Here is a 17,374-nt window from a genome sequence, read left to right as displayed (position 1 = left end):
TTCCTTCTTAAAATTAAACATTTTTTAGTTAGCCACGTTATATTTGTTCACATACAACCACAAGCCTTAAACGAATGATTAAAAGATTTGCCGCCATTTTTCTTCCGGTTATTTTTATGTTTAACCATCTGTCTGCCCAAACAAGGCATGAACAAAGCGGTTGGCTTTTCTTTATGAACGCTACAAAATTCAATGAGAAATGGGGATTACACATGGATGTCCAGGTACGCAGTCATGACAACTGGGATGGAGTACGTAGCGTTTTATTAAGGCCGGGTTTAACCTATTATATTAAACCTAATCAAAATGCTACCCTGGGTTATTTATATGCGCCTACCATTCCGCAAGACGGGGCAACTTTAACGGAGCACCGTATATGGGAACAATACATCATTTCGCATAAGGCCTTTACAGGCAGCCTGAGCCATCGTTTCCGGCTGGAACAGCGCTTTATTGAAAAAGCGGGAGATCAGAGAGTATTTGCACAACGGCTACGTTATTTTTTCAGGCATATTCAACCTTTAAAACGGGATGAAAATGGTTTTACCAAAGGGCCTTTCGCTGCTTTACAAAATGAGGTGTTTGCCAATATTCATAATCAAAAAAATACCAATAATCATTTCTTTGATCAAAACCGCGCATATATAGCAGCGGGGTATCGTTTCTCCAAAAAATTTGATGCAGAGGCGGGATATATGAATGTATTTGCTAAAGGGGCCACCGCAAATACCGTTAATAACGTTGTACAACTGGCTTTGTACACCAGGCTTTAGCTCTTCTTTCGTTCGGCCGGTGTAGGCTTAGGTTTCCATGAATTATCATAGGCATGAAACACACCGGAGCTCTCAAAAACTTCTGCAGTAATCTTAGCATCCATATAATCGGCCAGCAACCGGAAAGCCTTTTTGTTTTCTTTTTGTAAAACCAGCAAAGCCGCATTGGTACCTGCTTTTACCGCGATGGGCACACCACCACCCAGTTCTGCCCATTGTCCTCCTATCAGCAGGTTACTGATGGGTGTACGATAGCGGGCAACTTTGTTCTTCATGTTTTCTTTGCCCGGTTTGGCTCCCATCATGGTACCCTGCTTATTACCGGTATATCGCCAATGTGTAACCGGTGTAGCTACATCATAAAAAAGAATATGTGAAGGCAGGTCGGGAGCAATAATTTTACTTAAGCGATCGATCAATACCTCCGCGATCTCGTTCTTAAGGCGCCTGTAGTCTTCATTTCTCACATAGTTTCCGTGTTCATCTTTAGTAGTATACCATCCATCTTTGAAAGACATATAGGCAGGCATAAATACAGTTAGTGTACCGCAACCTTCAGGTGCCAGGGACTGATCTCTCAATGAAGGTGTAAGCACCACTATTTCACTTTTCAACGGGTCGCCACCCGAGTGTTCTTCAATAGTAGCCGAATCACTGCTGATATGAATCAGTTCTTCACTAAATCCAAGTTGCCCGGGAGAACAATCCAATGCAATAGAAATCGTCAGCGAACTGCTGTAAATGTCTGCTTCCTCCAATTGCTTTCTTAATTTATTTGAAAGCACAGATGCAGGTAGCATTTTGTTATACAATGTTTCTACATCGCAGGCAGCAATGACATGGTTGGCCTTGAGCTGAATCTCTTCACCCCTCTGTTTAAATACTACTCCGGTAGCTTCGTTACCTTCTACTAATACTTTTTCAACCTGGCAGTTGGTAAAAACATCGTTGTGATAATAACGAACCAGGTAACTAAGCCACTCGGGTATCACCTGCCCCCCACCCCTGGGCGGTGATTGAAAATCGCCATAGTAAGCCCACCCTATAGGTACCATACAGCCTATCACATCGCCATCTGCAGCAAATATATCATGCAGTTTTTTTTCTTTAAAATACCGGTTCAATCCTTTTGTGATACCCTCCTCACCCGAGTATCCCAGGTGAGGGATAAATGCTGAACCGAACCTGATGAGTGGTAACTTATTTTTGATCCGTTCCCAGAAACCCATACTTTCTTCTGTGCGGAAAACGGTACTGTACTCATTGAATGCAGCTCCTATTTTTTTTGCCGCTTTAAAGAAACGATCGATTCCCTTTTTTTCGTGGGGAAATTCTTTGATCCATGCAGCCTTTAATTCTTCAGGGTTATTGGTGAGCAGGTAATCGTGATGATTGCCGATGTATCGCCTGATTCTTTTTTGTGGAATGGCAACGGGGTGATCCTTACCCAGTATCGAAAATATTTTCCCCGCTACACCCTCTGGCCCGCATTGATTCAACCAATGAATCGCGGTATCAAAACGAAAATCTTTCCGGCGAAAACCTGCCAGGTAGCCGCCCACATGGGGTTCCTTCTCCAGAATACAAACTGAGAGCCCTGCTTTACTTAATAACGCTCCGGCTGTTAGTCCGCCAACGCCTGACCCTATAATAATTACGTCATACCCGGACTTAAATGGTTTACCCATTGGATTTGTATATAGTCACAATTCTGCGTAAAATAAGGCATTCTCAGGGAAGAAAGAAAAATATAACCAGGTGATTTTCCGGACATTTTATCCCGGGATAGTAAAGCGATAGAATACAATAAGTAGTATTGAAGTTGAATACCGGATGTTTAAAATTGTTCGACAAGACTTTGAGTTTCTATCAAACCTTAAACTGAAAACCTTAAACCTTGAATTTTAACCCTTGAACTTCCTGCTACACCCTCGCCCCAAAAAGCAGGCTACCTACGCGCACCATAGTGCTTCCTTCTTCTATCGCCATTTTATAATCGCCGCTCATGCCCATAGATAATATTTCAGGTTTAAGGTTTAAAATTTCAGGTTGATCCAACTGCCCGAAGAGTTTCCTTAACTGCCGGAATTCGTTGCGCACCAATGTTTCATCATCGCTGAAGCTCGCCATACCCATCAAGCCCTTTACCTGCACGTTTTTAAGTGCCGGCACCTCCATCATTACATCGTGGAGTTCTCCTTCATCAAGACCAAACTTAGTCTCCTCCTTTGCCACATGCACCTGCAGCAAACAATCAATAACACGATCGTTTTTTAGCGCTTGTTTATTAATTTCTTTTAATAAATTGATACTATCTACGCCATGAATCAGATGTACAAAAGGAGCAATATATTTCACCTTATTACTTTGCAGGTGGCCAATAAAATGCCAGCGGATATCGCCGGGCAACTGAGACTGTTTATCTACCAATTCCTGCACATAATTTTCTCCAAAATCACGCTGACCTAAATCGTATAGCGCTTTAATATCAGACACCGGTTTAATCTTCGAAACAGCAACCAGGGCTATAGAGGAATCGCTCAGCTGCTTTACTAATTGCTGATATGCGGATATATTAACAGACATGCTGCAAAAGTAAGCCCCTGTAACATTCTATAGCAATTTCATTGTTTCCTGATGCGAATACCATGTTTGGACATCATTAAAAATAAGCATTTAAATATATGATAATCATACGATTGTAAAAAAATTTAAAAATTTCAACTTCCTTAAAGCCGCTCAATATTGGTTTGCGACCGGGTTTAGGGTAGTATATCTTTGTGTTATAAATACATAATCAAACAACCAATAATGGTTAAAGATTATCACGAATTAAAAAAAGAGACAAATGAAAACAGTTCTTTTAAAAGCAGAAAAAATAGCGATCCGGTTAGGGGTACTATTTGCAAACACTTTAACAACAAGTTCGGTATCGAACCAGTAAAAGTGTAATGGCCTATCTCGAAAAGATACGACCATTTAAATATTCATTCAATTTTTTAAGATATAATTTAAACTGAACAACATGAACATCCTATCTAAAACAAAAACATTTGTAATAGCATTCATTTCTATTTTGGCAATAGCCTCAACACCTGCATTTGCTGGTAATATTGATGATGATAAAAAATCTGAAATAGCTTATATCGGCAATCTTAATGAATCTCCGGTTTACAGGTTAACGTTAAATAACAATACTAAAGAAACCATCTTCGTATCAGTTGCTGATGCTGACGGAAATATATTGTACAACGAAAAAGTAAGCGGAACAAAGATTGTTCGTAACTACCAGTTTGATAATGTAGTTGGCAACGATTATGAACTAACTTTTACTATCTCGAACGCAAAAGGTAAAACTTTAAGCTCTTATAATGTAAACAGAACCCAAAAAGCAACTGATGAAATAGCAGTTAGCAAAATCAAGTAAGGCAATCAATTATATATATAGATGTACCCCCTGTTTTAGCAGGGGGTATTTTTTTACAGGAATTATCATATATAACAGGAATCTTCTCCTAATATATAAACCTGTAAAATACATTCCTTTGTGGCGATTGTTTGTGTACAGTCGCGCGCTCCGGACTCGAAAACTTCTTGTAAAGTGATAGATGTTATTTGATCATGGAATCAAATATTAGAGTACCGGTAACTAGGCAACAATAGTACCTGATAAAGACATATTTCCTTGACGTAACAATGGTGTATTCTACCGAACTTACAGCTATTCCACTATATGCCTTTAATTAATCCTCCAGCCTGGTAAGGTCCACTTTTGGTTTCGGCAAATTCATAGCTTTTATTTCAGCTTTTGTTTTATCAGCCATGTCTTGTGTTAGATCATATTTATAGCTGCCATAATCACCAAACTCGAATTGGCCCACGTAAAAAAATCCATATTGGTCGAAGAAATCTGTCAAATCGGTCTTACTTACTTCACAGGCTGTTTTCACAAAATTTAATTGATACGGTGCGGGATTATTGCCCCTGTCACCCCAACCACCGTTACCTCTGCGTCCGCCGCGCTGACCGGTTTTCTCTGCATTGCCCTGTTTACGAAAAGCTTCAAAAAGATCAGGATAAAAATCAGGATTATTACCTGCCCCGGCAAAATAGAGCTGCAATTGCCAAAAAGGGATCAGGCGGTTAAACACGTCATCATCCTGCAAGTAACATATCTTTCTCGCAATAATGCTATCACGTGCCTTTTGATAGTTCTTCTGTTCGCTAACCCGGCTTTTGTTTCCAAAGGATGTGGTGCCGTATAAAGAGAAAATATTATTGCTCACCTCACCTAATCCGCCCCAGTTCAAATAAGGACGTAACTGGTGCACATGTCCTACCTCATGGCTAAAGCCCCAGCAGGGATCGCCCTTTAGTACACGCGCGGGATCAACTACAAGGGCCATTGCATTGCCAGGATCAGTGCCCATATAAGCCACACCATCGCCATCGCGGAACATGTAGTAATTATAATTTACCCGGGCAAGGATATGATTATCAGGAACACTGTTATATTTAATCAATCCCAATATCCGGTGCTGCCGGTATACCAGCGAATCATAATTGGCAATCAACTCCATTCCTTTTCCATACGCGTATTTTTTACAGGCTTCCACAGGATAAGCTATCTGAATATGTTTTCCTTTGGCATCGATCACGGGGTAAACAGCGTTATCAATCAATTTGTTCCAATCATCATTATTGTCTTTACTGATATCAAAATAGCCATTCACTTTGCCGGCTACAAAATGAGCTTGTATCGGCTTTTCTTTTAGGGGCTCATCAGAATAATAATCGATATAAGCAAGGCCTCCATTGTTTTTCACCTGGATAATATTTACACCATTGCGTAGAACGAACCGCTGTTTATGGATACCCCAGCCTGCCGGATCTTTATCTGGCTTTACACCTTCGGGAGTCCTGCGGTTCCAATTGGGCACCAATAACCCGACTTCTTTGCCTTCTGCAATGCCATCCACCAGTATCGTATGTTTTCCTTCGGGCAAATAAATGCCAGTTACTCCTTCATATTTACTGTACCCATCGCCGATCATTAATTGTTGCCCAAGGGTTGTAGGAGTTAACCAGGCCTTATAGGTTGCTGAACGATATTCGGGATTGTAGGATTTATTCAATAATGCTAAAGCGGCCTCCTTTAGCTGGGCATTTTGTAATTGGTCGATTGCCGATTTCCGGACACCCTTTTTGAGAGATAATGCCATCGGCGTTTCAAATACAGCGAGGTCTTTATACGCTACCGCCAGCTCAGAGGCAGACTGGCCTGCTACCAAAATTGAAAAACCAATAATAGCAGTTAACAAGGCTGAAAATCTTTTCATACTTCAATGATTTACCGAAAGATAATCCATTGAAAGATGAGAATTGCGCGCAAACGATTGATCAAGTTTAATTAAAACTATTAAGCAACCTATAAATTGAAGTTTTCAAAATCCTTCGCAAAGCCTATTATATTCTGCTGTGTAAATTCATCTTTATGATGCATAGTTGTTAATACAAAGCAATCCATCCCGGCGTTGGCCGCAGCATCTACACCTTTAGGAGCGTCTTCAAATACAAGACAATCTGAAGGAGAAGTCTGCAATAACGCTGCACACTTTAAATAAGTTTCCGGATCAGGTTTGCTATTCCCTACATCGTCAGCACTGACAATAGCCTGGAAATAATGACGAATCCCTAGCCCATCCAATACAAAGTCGATATTATACATAATAGCAGCAGACCCAATGGCCATTTTAATACCCTTGCTATGGTAATGTTCCAGCACTTCTGGCAGACCGGCAAGCAGTTGTAAATGTGGTCTGAACTCCTCCTGGTATTGTCTTTCCTTTTCGATACTCATCTTATTTTTCTCTTCCAGGGAAAACCTGCCGGGAAATACCCGATCCAGTAACTCATGATTCTTTCCGTAACACTCTTCTTTAGTTTTCTCCATAGATATCTCAGCCCCCAGTTCATTGAGTATCCTGTACCAGGCTTTGATGTGATATTCCATATCGTCAATCATGGTACCATTCAGATCGAATAAAAAAGCTTTATACTGATGCATAAGATTTACTAACTAAAGATTTACGAGATCAAAAATACATTATTAAAGCACAAGCGTAGATGCTGGTTTAAACAACAATTTTCCGCCAGGGAAGTTGTTGTACCTGTTGGTGTGCCCACCAGCAACCGGCAAGAGATAAAGGTACCAATGCCAGAACCAGCCAGCTGATTTTTAGGGCCAACCAGTGTAAGGCTACCAGGATACCGATCAGGAACATACGTAACAATACCATTAAAAATTTACCACTTTGCTGTTTAGCATTCGGTTGCTGGGAAAACGGCAGGTAATGTGTGGACATTAACGCACTGATATAAAAAATGAGAATACTGTTAAAGCCCACCAGCAGGATATCATCTAAAGTTTTATGTCCCCAGATAATGAACGTGACCATACTCATTACAAGATAGACCGGTATAAAGAACTTGACCAGCAATGCCTTTATAGCGCCATTGATCAGCTCTCCGGGCTTATTGATGGGTGCTGTCTGGTATACCCAGGAAGCAGTATAATTTTCATAATAGCTGATCAGCGACAGGCTTAATGTTACCGAAAACATGCCCAGGTATAACAACCATAAAAACATATTTCCATTCGGCAAATCCGCCAGCTTTTGCCCAACGTCTTTAAAGTTCCTGAAAAAGATGATAAAGATAAACACAGGAATATAAGCCAGGCTGGGATAAAATTGCATTTTAAAATTCTTATCGCGTCCGGTTATTTTCCATACTTGTGTGAATGAAGCATTTTCATAAGGGGACCGACAAAGTATACCGGCCAGTTTTTCGGAGAGGTTGGCCTTACGGTTGCTAGTCCTTTCTGTTTTAACAAATGTTCCCCCTTCCGCAGGCGCAGACATAAAACGGGAGAAATAGGGAGCCAGGTATTTCGTTATAACGAAGCCGGCAAGTATCGGTAAGCCGATCGCACAAACGATCATACCAATCCGTGCGCCGTCGATAGTGGCGGTTTGCACTGAATCCAGCAAACTGGCCATCCATACCGGCGGTAATAAATAGGAATACCAATGCAACTCAAAACTAAAAATAGTTTCGCTCAGGTTAATTAAACGGGGAACTACCTGGTAAGCTACCGCAAAGAAAACGGTCATAAATACCTGGAAGTAACCGATGATATCTTTTACTTTTTGCTCGCTGGTATACCGCAGCACGAGTCCGTATAAAATATAGGTGATAAAAATACCTATTGCAGCAGTGAGCAGGGTTGTTAATAAAAGGGAGACACCAACCGCTACTCCATACTTAAAGAGAGTGGCTACCAATGGACATATCATAATAGCCAGTATGAGCTGGCCCAGGTATACAATGATATGCAAGGTACGGGCTACCAGTAAGGTACGGCTGGTAACAGGTTTGGGCAATATGATCTGCGAGTCGGAAGTATCTAAGAGCACATTGCTGAAATCGGTGATCAGTATCATGATCAGCATAAAGAGCAGGTAGGTATGCAGGATGATCATGGCCAGCATAAAATCTGTCACAACAAAAATCATTAGCCCAATAAATAATCCCATTAATGCATACAAAAACATAGCATACAGCATGGCATTAGAAGATTCCTTCTGCTGGCTCCGCTTCCAGGTAGCAGGCTTGCGCCGCCTGTCCATAGTGAGCTTAGTTGATGCAATCATATGTACCTGTTCCAGGTTTACACCTGATAAAGGCAACAGCTTTAAAATCCCGAAAAATAAGCGAAGAAAAAAAGTATCCATGTAATAGTTAGCTGTTTAATACGTCTATAATTTCTTTGGCAGTATTGGTTGTGGCCGAATCGGTAGCAGTCAGCGACTTAAATATGCTTTCGAGTGATCCCTGCTGCGCCTGCTGCCTGAGTGTATCAATAGTGCCGTCAGCAATGATCTGCCCTTTATCTATAAGAATAATGCGGTCGCTTATTTTCTCCACTACATCCATAATATGGGATGAATAAAAAATGGTTTTACCCGATTGCTTTAACTGTTGCAGCATTTCTTTTACCAATATAACCGCATTCGCATCCAAACCGCTCAGGGGTTCATCCAGGAAAATAATTTCGGGATTATGCATCAGGCCGCTGATCAGCAGCACCTTTTGCTTCATCCCTTTACTGTAGGTATTCATGCGCGCATCAGCTTTATCTGCCAGATCAAAAAGCTTCAACAACTCCCACCCTTTCGCAGCAATCACTTCATCGCTTAAGCCGTATAATTTACCTGTAAATTTAAGATACTCCACAGGGGTTAGTGTATCATAAAGTGCCGCCAGCTCCGGGATGTAGCCAATACGCCTTTTCACCTCCAATGCATCGTTACGCACATCCAGTCCAAATACTTTCACCTCTCCTTCAAATTCGTCGATAATACCGGTAATAATTTTGATGGTGGTACTTTTACCTGCTCCATTAGGACCGATATACCCGAGTATCATGCCAGGCTCTACCTGCAGATCAATGCCTTTCAACACATAATTACCAGCGTATTGTTTTTTAAGGCCAGTTGTTTCGATCACGCTCATTTTGTAGCTTTTTAGAGTGTCAATATTACAACTTATTATACCGTACTTTCCTTTGCAGGTCCCTTTTTTTGCATGACCTTCACCATTACTTGTTTCGGATTAGCGCTTTAACTACAAGTGAGTAATACAATATTTAATTGTATCATCTTACATTTATGCACTTAAAATATGAGTATGATCTGGAGTAAAGAATATGACCTGGCAAGGTTGAACGAAATAACCAATGACAATATGAATACCCACCTGGGTATTCGATTTACAGGTATCACCGAAAATACGCTCGAAGCTACGATGCCGGTGAGCGACAAAACACGGCAGCCCTATGGCATTCTGCATGGTGGTGCTTCGGTAGTTCTTGCAGAAACTGTAGGCTCATACGCCAGCAGCCTGGTGGTGGACCGAGAAAAATTTATGGTAGTGGGCATGGAAATTAATGCCAACCATTTAAGACCGGTTTTGTCGGGAAGCGTACGCGCGGTTTGCAGCCCGCTACATCTGGGTAAGAGCAGCCATGTATGGGATATTAAGTTATATGACGACAGTCAACAACTGATTTGCGTAAGCCGACTTACAGTTGCTGTAATTGAAAGAAGAAAATTTAAGTAATGATGAAACGGAATATCTCTATTTTAATATTCCCCTGCTGATCACAATTCTTTGTACCTCGCTGGTACCTTCGTATATCTGTGTGATCTTGGCATCGCGCATCAGCCGCTCCACATGATATTCTTTCACATATCCATAACCGCCATGCACCTGTACCGCCTCAATGGCAGTCCACATGGCCGTTTCAGAAGCATAGAGTTTGGCCATAGAAGAACTAATAGTATAATCCTGATGCTGGTCTTTTTCCCAGGCAGCTTTCAGGCATAATAACCTGGCAGCCTCAATTTTCATGTGCATATCGGCGAGCTTGAAAGCTATGGCCTGGTGGTTCATAATTTCGGTACCAAAAGCCTTCCTGGTCTTAGCATATTCTTTAGCTAATTCATACGCTCCAGCTGCAATGCCCAATGCCTGGGAAGCTATACCAATTCGTCCGCCAGCCAGTGTCTTCATTGCAAATGAAAAACCAAATCCATCAGCGCCAATCCGGTTTTCCTTGGGCACTTTTACATCGGTAAACATCACGGTATGGGTATCACTACCTCTGATACCCAGCTTATTTTCTTTAGCAGCCACCGTTACGCCCGGCCAGTTTTTCTCAACAATAAAAGTGTTAATCCCTTTGGAGCCTTTTGATACATCTGTTTGCGCCATTACCAGGTATACGGAGGCCGTCCCTCCATTCGTAATCCAGTTTTTAGTACCATTAAGCAGATAATGATCACCCTTATCCTCCGCAGTGGTTCGTTGCGAAGTAGCATCACTACCGGCTTCAGGCTCACTTAACATGAAAGCGCCGATATACAGTTCGCCATTCTTTTTTCCCTGTGCTAAAGGTTTCAGATAGTTTTGTTTTTGTTCCTCCGACCCGAAAGCCTGCAGTCCGTAACACACCAGGCTGTTATTTACGCTCATACATACACTTACACTGGCATCAACTTTTGATATCTCTTCCATAGCCAGTACATAACTAATGGTATCCATACCAGCGCCACCATACTGCTCATCCACCATCATACCTAAAAAACCCAGATCTGCAAGTTTGGATATTTGCTCACCCGGGAACTTTTGTTGCTCATCACGTTCTATCACACCAGGCAAACATTCATTTTGTGCAAAGTCACGTGCAGCTTTCTGTATCATTAATTGTTCTTCGGTCAGTTCAAAATTCATATAGCTACGTTTTTATAAATGTAATTCATTTGTAGAAATAGCTACGTACCTCCAGTAAAAAGTTGACAGGAAGCAATTCGGTTTGTTTCGATGGCTGAGACAATACGGTATGTAGAAAACAAAAAAAATCGCTCCGGAGAGCGATTTCTATAATGAGGTTTACTTAAAGTACCAGTTACCTTCTGCGTCCGCCACCGCCGTTTTCAGCGTCGTTCATGCGAATTTTTCTGCCACGATAATTTTTACCGTCCAGTGCTTTAATCATTTTACCACCGGCAGATGGATCAATTTCAACCCAGCTGTTCATATCTTTCATGTCTATTTTACCCAATACATCTTTACTCAACCCACTCATATCTAAAATAAACTGTAAGAAACTGGCTTTATAGAAACCATCTTTTGTACCGAGGTTTACAAATAAACGCTGGTAGTTGCCGTTGCTGCTCCTGGAGCTGCGACCTTCTCTGCTACCAATGTTTCTTTCTGCCGATCTGCTCTCTCTGCCACCTTTACCCGAATCACGGATATTCAAATCAGCCGAGTTTTCATAATACTTCAGAAAGCGATCAAATTCTAAAGCCGCTACGCGCTGCATGATCTCTTCTTTATCTACATCTGCAAATTTTTCCTGCAGAATAGGAAGATAGGTAGCATACTCACCATTGCTGATATCTGCCTGCAGCATTTTATCGATAAAATGGAAGAACTGTTTGCGGCAAACATCTTTACCACTTGGGATATCCATTTTATGAAATTTCGTATTTACCAGTTTTTCAATCTGGCGTAAACGATATATTTCTCTTGGAGTAACTATTGAAACAGAAACCCCGCTTTTACCGGCACGACCTGTTCGGCCACTTCGGTGGGTGTACACTTCTGTATCATCCGGTAATTCATAATTGATAACGTGTGTAATTTCCTTTACATCAATCCCCCTTGCGGCTACGTCTGTAGCAATCAGCAACTGGATAGACTTCTCACGAAAACGCGCCATTACTTTATCACGCTGCGCCTGTGTTAAATCACCATGCAAAGCCTCAATATCATAACCTTCACGAATGAGGTTTTCCGTTACGTTTTGAGCGTCTGCCTTAGTTCTGGTAAAAATAATACCGTAAATACCAGGATTAAAATCAATGATACGCTTTAATGTTTCGTACCTGTTTACGTGTTGGGTTGAATAATACTGATGATCGATATTGGCATTTCCCGAATTAACTTTACCTACGGTAATTTCATGTGGGCTGTCCATATAGCGTTTGCTCACCTGCCTGATTGCAGGAGGCATTGTAGCACTAAAGAGCCAGATACTCTGCCTGTTGATGGTTTCTTTAAGAATGAATTCAATATCATCCTTAAAGCCCATATTCAGCATTTCATCGGCCTCATCCAGAACTACGTAATGAATACCTTCTAAATTGATGGCCTTGCGTTCAATTAAATCAATTAAACGGCCGGGCGTAGCTACGATAATATTGGTTCCTCTTTTAATCTCTCTGATCTGGTCAGAAATAGAGGCGCCACCATACACGGCGGTTACTCCTATAGAACCTTTTTTTGCTTTAAAGTTGGCTAAATCTTTAGCAATTTGCAGACACAATTCACGCGTTGGGCAAATAACAAGAGCCTGCGGGGTACGCTGCTCTTTATTAATAAGTTGTAACAAGGGTAAGCCAAATGCCGCGGTTTTACCGGTTCCGGTTTGTGCTAAACCTACGAAATCTTTGGTACCTTGTAATAAAACGGGAATGGCCTGTTCCTGAATGGGTGTGGGTGTTACGAAACCTATAGTTTCCAGAGATTGAAGCAGCCCAGCCTCAATCCCTAATGATTCAAATGTTGTCATAAAAAGAGTGCAAAGGTAACAAAAACAAATCATTTGGCAATTTTTGAAAATATATAGTCCTTCTTCGTATCTGTTCAAACTATAGTTTTCAGTCGCATTTGCATTAAATCACCTAGCGATAATACCCAAATTCCGGGCCTGTTTTATTTAATAAGTTTTCCGCTCCAGGCGGTATTTAATGTGATTGTGTTTCTATACAGACACAAAAAAACCACTCCGCCGTGGCGGAATGGCTCCTCTATATTGCTTGCCGAATAAAAATTACAGTTTAATTGCAGACGAATCGGAAGAAACGGCGGTTGTATCCAGATTAACCATAGTATCAGTTGGGTTTACTGGAGGATTTCCTAAAGTAGGATCTACTGCTGTAGTATCAGAGCTGGTACCTGTAGAATCTGAATTACCTTCACCTTCGCTGGCATTATTACAAGCAACGAATCCTAAAGAACTGATTGCGAATAAAATAAATAATTTTTTCATACAAAAAAAGGTTTGCGCGTTAAAATAATTAATACCTGAAAGGACAAAAGGTAACCCAGTAAATAAAAAATTTTTTCTGACTGCAAAAGGGTTACTATTTTTAAAAATTCGTATTAAATAATCATAGGTTGAAAGATTCTACATTAGAACAGGAAATAATTTTACTGAAAGGATTAGCTCGTAACGACAAAAAATCAGTTGAAATGATCTATAGCCAGAACTATAATCTGGTTCAGGCGCTGGTAGTTAATAACAACGGAACTATAGATGATGCCAAGGATATTTTTCAGGAGGCAATGATGGTTTTGTATGATAAAGCAAGATCAGGTAGTTTTGAATTGAATTGCCAGATAAGAACGTACCTCTACTCTGTTGCCAGGAGGCTTTGGCTAAAAAAACTGAACCAGAGTAATAGACGTACCACTGATTTTGATGATACTAACGAAACCCAGATAGCTGTAGACGGTGATGTAGTGGAGCACGAACAGAAGGATGCAGAATTTGAAATGATGCATTCAGCTATCAGCACATTAGGAGAACCCTGTAAAAGCCTGCTGGAGGCGTTTTACTTTAAAAACAACAGCATGCAGGAAATAGCAGAAAGTTTTGGGTACACAAATGCAGAAAATGCAAAAACCCAGAAATACAAATGCCTGATGCGCTTAAAAAAAATATTCTTTTCTCAATATAAAAAACCTGATTAAGTGATGAATGACCAGAACAATAATATAACCCTTTTAGATGCCGTTGAACGGTATATAATGGGTAATATGAACCCGGATGAACGTCTTCATTTCGAAAATCTGCGGAAGGCAGATAGTGAAGTAGATCAGATGGTAGTGGAGCATACTTTGTTTTTACAAAAAATGAACCAGTTCAACCAGTGGCAGAAATTCCAGCTGTCACTGAACGAAGTTCACCATGACTTATCGGCCCAGGGTAAAATAAATGCCACCCTACCTAAAGGTGGTAAAGTATTATACCTGTTCAATAAATTTAAGAAAACAGCTGCCATTGCTGCATCAATAGCAGGCATTACAGCTTTAATGGTAAACGGCATTGTAGGTTCTGTTACCCCTAAAGCGCCCAAAGACCAGCTGGAAATACTTAAAAAGAATATTAACACACTGGCTCAAAAATCCCGTTTACAGGACAAGGAGATCAGCACTCTTAAACAAGGCAGCACAGCCACCATTACACCAGAAATACCTTATACCAACAGTGGTACAGGCTTCATCATCGATGGTAAGGGATACCTGGTAACCAATTATCACGTAATTGAGAAGGCCCAGAATATAGCCGTACAAAATACAGCCGGCAAAGAATTCCTGGCAAAAGTAGTATACACGAACCCGGCTACAGACATAGCTATTTTGAAAATAAACGATCCCCAGTTTAAAGCATTACCTGGCACTCCTTATAGTTTTACTAAAAAAGCAACAGACCTGGCCGAACCAATCTTCACCCTCGGTTATCCTAAAGATGAAGAACTGGTGTACGGACAAGGTTACCTTAGCTCCCGGACAGGTTTCAATGGAGATACTTTAAGTTGCCAGATTGACGTAAAAGCAGAAAGAGGTAATAGCGGCAGCCCGGTATTGAACAGTAATGGCGAAATTATTGGTATTTTAAATGCCAAGCAGAAGGACGCAGAGGGTGTTGCATTTGCTATTCAAACACGCAATATCTTTAACGCCCTTAGCGACGCCAGGAAGAAAGACAATATAGACTCTACTATTAAAAATATAAAGCTTAGTACTAAAAGCTCACTTAGTGGAATGAAGAGTCCCCAGCAGGTAAAGAAAATAGAAGAATACATATATATGGTGAAAGTGAATTGAGGCGATTAAGCAAAGCCAAAACCGGATAGGCGCTACCCACAGAGGTAGCGCTTTTTTTATGGCCACGGTACAAGCAATTTAAAAAAAGTCAGGCCATGGTTTAAACCACGGCCTGACTTTTTTTAACATATTTCTATTTTCTGCTACGCACCCCAGAGATTAGTGCTGTAGGCACCTTGTTCAATCAGGTCATTCAACTGTTTTTGTACAGCAGGTGCATCTTCTTTATAAGTCACACCAAACCACTGCGCTGATGTAGTCACCACTTTTACTTCGCCGCCTTCTTTAATAAAATTGTCTACAACTGCCGGGATCAGAAACTCTGATTTAGGAACAGCAATGCTTTCTTTAATAAAAGCTTTAAAGTCTTTTTCATACAAATCGTAAACCGAAGGATGGAAACACCAGAAATTCATCGATACCACTGTATCTTTCGGCAATTCATCGGGCTGTAAGCCATCATCTACAGTTACTTTATCGCCCTGCAAACCAATACCTATACGCTCTACCACGCTCGCCAGATTGCCTTTCTCATCTAATCCGCAAACACCGCGGTTTACCGTACCATGCTCCGACAAGGTATTCATTAAAGGGTAGCTGATTACTGCATATGTTTTTTCATCGCAGTCGGTAGTTAAAAACTCAACGGCTTTTTTAAATGCATCGAAACCATAAAAATCATCTGCATTAATAACCGCAAATGGGGTATTCACCACTTTCCTCGTACATAATACCGCATGCCCGGTACCCCAGGGCTTGGTACGCTCTGCCGGGATTTCTGCCCCATCCAGGTACATATCCAACTCCTGGAAAGCAAACTCATAATCCACTTTTCCATCGAGCTTGGAAGCAAACAGTTTGCGGAAATTTTCTTCAAACTGCTCACGGATCAGGAAAACGATCTTTCCGAATCCTGCTTTCACAGCATCTGCTATTGAATAATCCATTATGGTTTCGCCGCTCGGACCAAAAGCCTCCACCTGTTTCATACTGCCATAACGAGAGGCCATTCCTGCGGCCAAAATCACTAATGTCGGTTTCATTCGTAAGTTTTTTATATTTTCTTTTATCGTTTAGTGGTAGCAGGCTATGCCCGCCGGTTTTTATTTTGCAACCGAATTTGATCGGGCAATACTTTTGCTAAAATGAATGGTCTCAAAAATAAGGTAATTTAGCCAACAGGTATCATTGTTATGGATATTATTGACGAAGATTTAATCACCACAGAAACTGTACCTTTTTTGTCGCGAAACGGAATAAATGTACATGTTTTAAGACTGGACAAAATACACCCTGTAATAAGCGGTAACAAATGGTTTAAGCTTACATTTCACTTGCAAAAAGCCATAGAAGGGCAATATAAAACTATTGTTACATTTGGAGGAGCTTTTTCCAATCATATTGCTGCATGTGCTGCTGCCTGTGCTATTTATAACATTCCTTGTATAGGCATCATCCGGGGCGAAGAGCCGCCAGCTTACTCCCACACGCTTTTGAAAGCGCAGCAATATGGCATGCAGCTACATTTTATTTCAAGATCAGACTATCAAAACAAAACCATCCCGCCATCTTTTTTGAGGAATGACTACTATATAATACCCGAAGGAGGTTATAGCCAGGACGGCGCATTGGGCGCATCTACCATTCCTTACGACAAAAGCGCATTTGATTATGTTCTATGTGCCGTGGGAACGGGCACTATGATGGCCGGCCTGATGAACAGCAAAGCTGATCACGCCACTGTACTGGGTTTCAGTGTGCTGAAAAACCACTTACTCCTCAATCAGGAAGTACAAAATCTTCTTATTCATAAGGATCAGGCGGTCCCCATCAACCATGATTATCATTTTGGCGGATACGCTAAACAAAAACCTGCATTACTCCAATTTATGAACGAGTTATTTACAGCAACCGGCATCCCCACCGATTTCGTGTATACGGGTAAACTATTTTATGCAGTGCACGACCTGATCAATCAAAACTATTTCCCAATCGGATCCAGATTGCTTCTGGTGCATTCAGGCGGACTTCAGGGTAATCTTTCTTTACGAAAAGGAACGTTAATTTTCTGATCTGTT

General features: G+C 41.1%; 16 protein-coding genes. 6 read left to right on the top strand and 10 right to left on the bottom strand.

All coding sequences use genetic code 11. The annotated features are described in order from the left end of the window. The first annotated feature begins 74 nt into the window (after positions 1-74). On the top strand, positions 75-773 hold the full coding sequence (locus ACLOAU_RS21080) for a DUF2490 domain-containing protein (RefSeq protein ID WP_427863881.1): 699 nt from the start codon (positions 75-77) through the stop codon (positions 771-773). On the opposite strand, the gene ACLOAU_RS21075 is transcribed toward ACLOAU_RS21080, so the two are convergent. After that, on the bottom strand, positions 770-2,461 hold the full coding sequence (locus tag ACLOAU_RS21075) for a phytoene desaturase family protein (RefSeq protein ID WP_427863880.1): 1,692 nt from the start codon (positions 2,459-2,461) through the stop codon (positions 770-772). The two genes, ACLOAU_RS21080 and ACLOAU_RS21075, sit on opposite strands and share 4 nt — an antisense overlap. A gap of 235 nt (positions 2,462-2,696) precedes the next feature. Beyond that, positions 2,697-3,359: a YggS family pyridoxal phosphate-dependent enzyme gene (locus ACLOAU_RS21070; protein ID WP_427863879.1), complete on the bottom strand. Its 663-nt coding sequence runs from the start codon at positions 3,357-3,359 to the stop codon at positions 2,697-2,699. 439 nt (positions 3,360-3,798) lie between these two features. Between ACLOAU_RS21070 and ACLOAU_RS21065 the strand changes: the two genes are divergently transcribed. Then, entirely contained in the window at positions 3,799-4,200 is a 402-nt protein-coding gene (locus tag ACLOAU_RS21065; protein ID WP_427863878.1) for a hypothetical protein, read from the top strand. Between the two features lie 316 nt (positions 4,201-4,516). Here ACLOAU_RS21065 and ACLOAU_RS21060 read toward each other — a convergent pair whose 3' ends face one another. The 4 genes from ACLOAU_RS21060 to ACLOAU_RS21045 all read right to left on the bottom strand — a co-directional run bounded on the left by ACLOAU_RS21060 (position 4,517) and on the right by ACLOAU_RS21045 (position 9,350). Next, positions 4,517-6,112: a M60 family metallopeptidase gene (locus ACLOAU_RS21060; RefSeq protein ID WP_427863877.1), complete on the bottom strand. Its 1,596-nt coding sequence runs from the start codon at positions 6,110-6,112 to the stop codon at positions 4,517-4,519. An 89-nt stretch (positions 6,113-6,201) separates the two neighbouring features. After that, a complete protein-coding gene (locus tag ACLOAU_RS21055) occupies positions 6,202-6,840 on the bottom strand; it encodes an HAD family hydrolase (RefSeq protein ID WP_427863876.1) in 639 nt (212 codons plus the stop codon). A gap of 67 nt (positions 6,841-6,907) precedes the next feature. Beyond that, a complete protein-coding gene (locus ACLOAU_RS21050; RefSeq protein ID WP_427863875.1) occupies positions 6,908-8,569 on the bottom strand; it encodes a hypothetical protein in 1,662 nt (553 codons plus the stop codon). A 7-nt stretch (positions 8,570-8,576) separates the two neighbouring features. Then, entirely contained in the window at positions 8,577-9,350 is a 774-nt protein-coding gene (locus ACLOAU_RS21045; protein ID WP_427863874.1) for an ABC transporter ATP-binding protein, read from the bottom strand. 174 nt (positions 9,351-9,524) lie between these two features. Between ACLOAU_RS21045 and ACLOAU_RS21040 the strand changes: the two genes are divergently transcribed. Beyond that, positions 9,525-9,956, top strand: coding sequence for a hotdog fold thioesterase (locus ACLOAU_RS21040; RefSeq protein ID WP_427863873.1), 432 nt, complete (start codon positions 9,525-9,527; stop codon positions 9,954-9,956). A gap of 18 nt (positions 9,957-9,974) precedes the next feature. Here the strand turns inward: ACLOAU_RS21040 and ACLOAU_RS21035 are convergent, their stop codons facing one another. The 3 genes from ACLOAU_RS21035 to ACLOAU_RS21025 form a co-directional block, all read right to left on the bottom strand. Further along, entirely contained in the window at positions 9,975-11,129 is a 1,155-nt protein-coding gene (locus ACLOAU_RS21035) for an acyl-CoA dehydrogenase family protein (RefSeq protein WP_427863872.1), read from the bottom strand. Positions 11,130-11,304: 175 nt separating this feature from the next. Continuing rightward, a complete protein-coding gene (locus ACLOAU_RS21030) occupies positions 11,305-12,975 on the bottom strand; it encodes a DEAD/DEAH box helicase (protein WP_427863871.1) in 1,671 nt (556 codons plus the stop codon). Between the two features lie 261 nt (positions 12,976-13,236). Continuing rightward, positions 13,237-13,455 carry a hypothetical protein gene (locus ACLOAU_RS21025; protein ID WP_427863870.1) on the bottom strand — a complete coding sequence of 73 codons (219 nt, stop codon included), beginning with the start codon at positions 13,453-13,455 and terminating at the stop codon, positions 13,237-13,239. Positions 13,456-13,583: 128 nt separating this feature from the next. Here ACLOAU_RS21025 and ACLOAU_RS21020 point away from each other — a divergent pair, with 128 nt between their 5' ends. Together ACLOAU_RS21020 and ACLOAU_RS21015 are read left to right on the top strand one after the other, a co-directional pair. Further along, positions 13,584-14,159: an RNA polymerase sigma factor gene (locus tag ACLOAU_RS21020; RefSeq protein ID WP_427863869.1), complete on the top strand. Its 576-nt coding sequence runs from the start codon at positions 13,584-13,586 to the stop codon at positions 14,157-14,159. Positions 14,160-14,162: 3 nt separating this feature from the next. Then, positions 14,163-15,296, top strand: coding sequence for a S1C family serine protease (locus ACLOAU_RS21015; RefSeq protein ID WP_427863868.1), 1,134 nt, complete (start codon positions 14,163-14,165; stop codon positions 15,294-15,296). A gap of 143 nt (positions 15,297-15,439) precedes the next feature. Here the strand turns inward: ACLOAU_RS21015 and ACLOAU_RS21010 are convergent, their stop codons facing one another. Further along, entirely contained in the window at positions 15,440-16,339 is a 900-nt protein-coding gene (locus ACLOAU_RS21010) for a nucleotidyltransferase family protein (RefSeq protein ID WP_427863867.1), read from the bottom strand. 150 nt (positions 16,340-16,489) lie between these two features. Here ACLOAU_RS21010 and ACLOAU_RS21005 point away from each other — a divergent pair, with 150 nt between their 5' ends. Beyond that, positions 16,490-17,368: a 1-aminocyclopropane-1-carboxylate deaminase/D-cysteine desulfhydrase gene (locus ACLOAU_RS21005; RefSeq protein WP_427863866.1), complete on the top strand. Its 879-nt coding sequence runs from the start codon at positions 16,490-16,492 to the stop codon at positions 17,366-17,368. Positions 17,369-17,374 lie beyond the last annotated feature (6 nt).

Source organism: Paraniabella aurantiaca (assembly GCF_050309965.1).
Classification (GTDB): domain Bacteria; phylum Bacteroidota; class Bacteroidia; order Chitinophagales; family Chitinophagaceae; genus Niabella.
The sequence above is the reverse complement of the archived record's forward strand: the minus strand, read 5'-3'. Positions and strand labels throughout refer to the sequence as shown.

What these genes read in the sequence shown, in the direction of transcription:
- ACLOAU_RS21080 (WP_427863881.1), top strand. Translation starts at nt 75, where the DNA reads ATGATTAAAAGATTTGCCGCCATTTTTCTTCCGGTTATTTTTATGTTT.
- ACLOAU_RS21075 (WP_427863880.1), bottom strand. Translation starts at nt 2,461, where the DNA reads ATGGGTAAACCATTTAAGTCCGGGTATGACGTAATTATTATAGGGTCA.
- ACLOAU_RS21070 (WP_427863879.1), bottom strand. Translation starts at nt 3,359, where the DNA reads ATGTCTGTTAATATATCCGCATATCAGCAATTAGTAAAGCAGCTGAGC.
- ACLOAU_RS21065 (WP_427863878.1), top strand. Translation starts at nt 3,799, where the DNA reads ATGAACATCCTATCTAAAACAAAAACATTTGTAATAGCATTCATTTCT.
- ACLOAU_RS21060 (WP_427863877.1), bottom strand. Translation starts at nt 6,112, where the DNA reads ATGAAAAGATTTTCAGCCTTGTTAACTGCTATTATTGGTTTTTCAATT.
- ACLOAU_RS21055 (WP_427863876.1), bottom strand. Translation starts at nt 6,840, where the DNA reads ATGCATCAGTATAAAGCTTTTTTATTCGATCTGAATGGTACCATGATT.
- ACLOAU_RS21050 (WP_427863875.1), bottom strand. Translation starts at nt 8,569, where the DNA reads ATGGATACTTTTTTTCTTCGCTTATTTTTCGGGATTTTAAAGCTGTTG.
- ACLOAU_RS21045 (WP_427863874.1), bottom strand. Translation starts at nt 9,350, where the DNA reads ATGAGCGTGATCGAAACAACTGGCCTTAAAAAACAATACGCTGGTAAT.
- ACLOAU_RS21040 (WP_427863873.1), top strand. Translation starts at nt 9,525, where the DNA reads ATGATCTGGAGTAAAGAATATGACCTGGCAAGGTTGAACGAAATAACC.
- ACLOAU_RS21035 (WP_427863872.1), bottom strand. Translation starts at nt 11,129, where the DNA reads ATGAATTTTGAACTGACCGAAGAACAATTAATGATACAGAAAGCTGCA.
- ACLOAU_RS21030 (WP_427863871.1), bottom strand. Translation starts at nt 12,975, where the DNA reads ATGACAACATTTGAATCATTAGGGATTGAGGCTGGGCTGCTTCAATCT.
- ACLOAU_RS21025 (WP_427863870.1), bottom strand. Translation starts at nt 13,455, where the DNA reads ATGAAAAAATTATTTATTTTATTCGCAATCAGTTCTTTAGGATTCGTT.
- ACLOAU_RS21015 (WP_427863868.1), top strand. Translation starts at nt 14,163, where the DNA reads ATGAATGACCAGAACAATAATATAACCCTTTTAGATGCCGTTGAACGG.
- ACLOAU_RS21010 (WP_427863867.1), bottom strand. Translation starts at nt 16,339, where the DNA reads ATGAAACCGACATTAGTGATTTTGGCCGCAGGAATGGCCTCTCGTTAT.
- ACLOAU_RS21005 (WP_427863866.1), top strand. Translation starts at nt 16,490, where the DNA reads ATGGATATTATTGACGAAGATTTAATCACCACAGAAACTGTACCTTTT.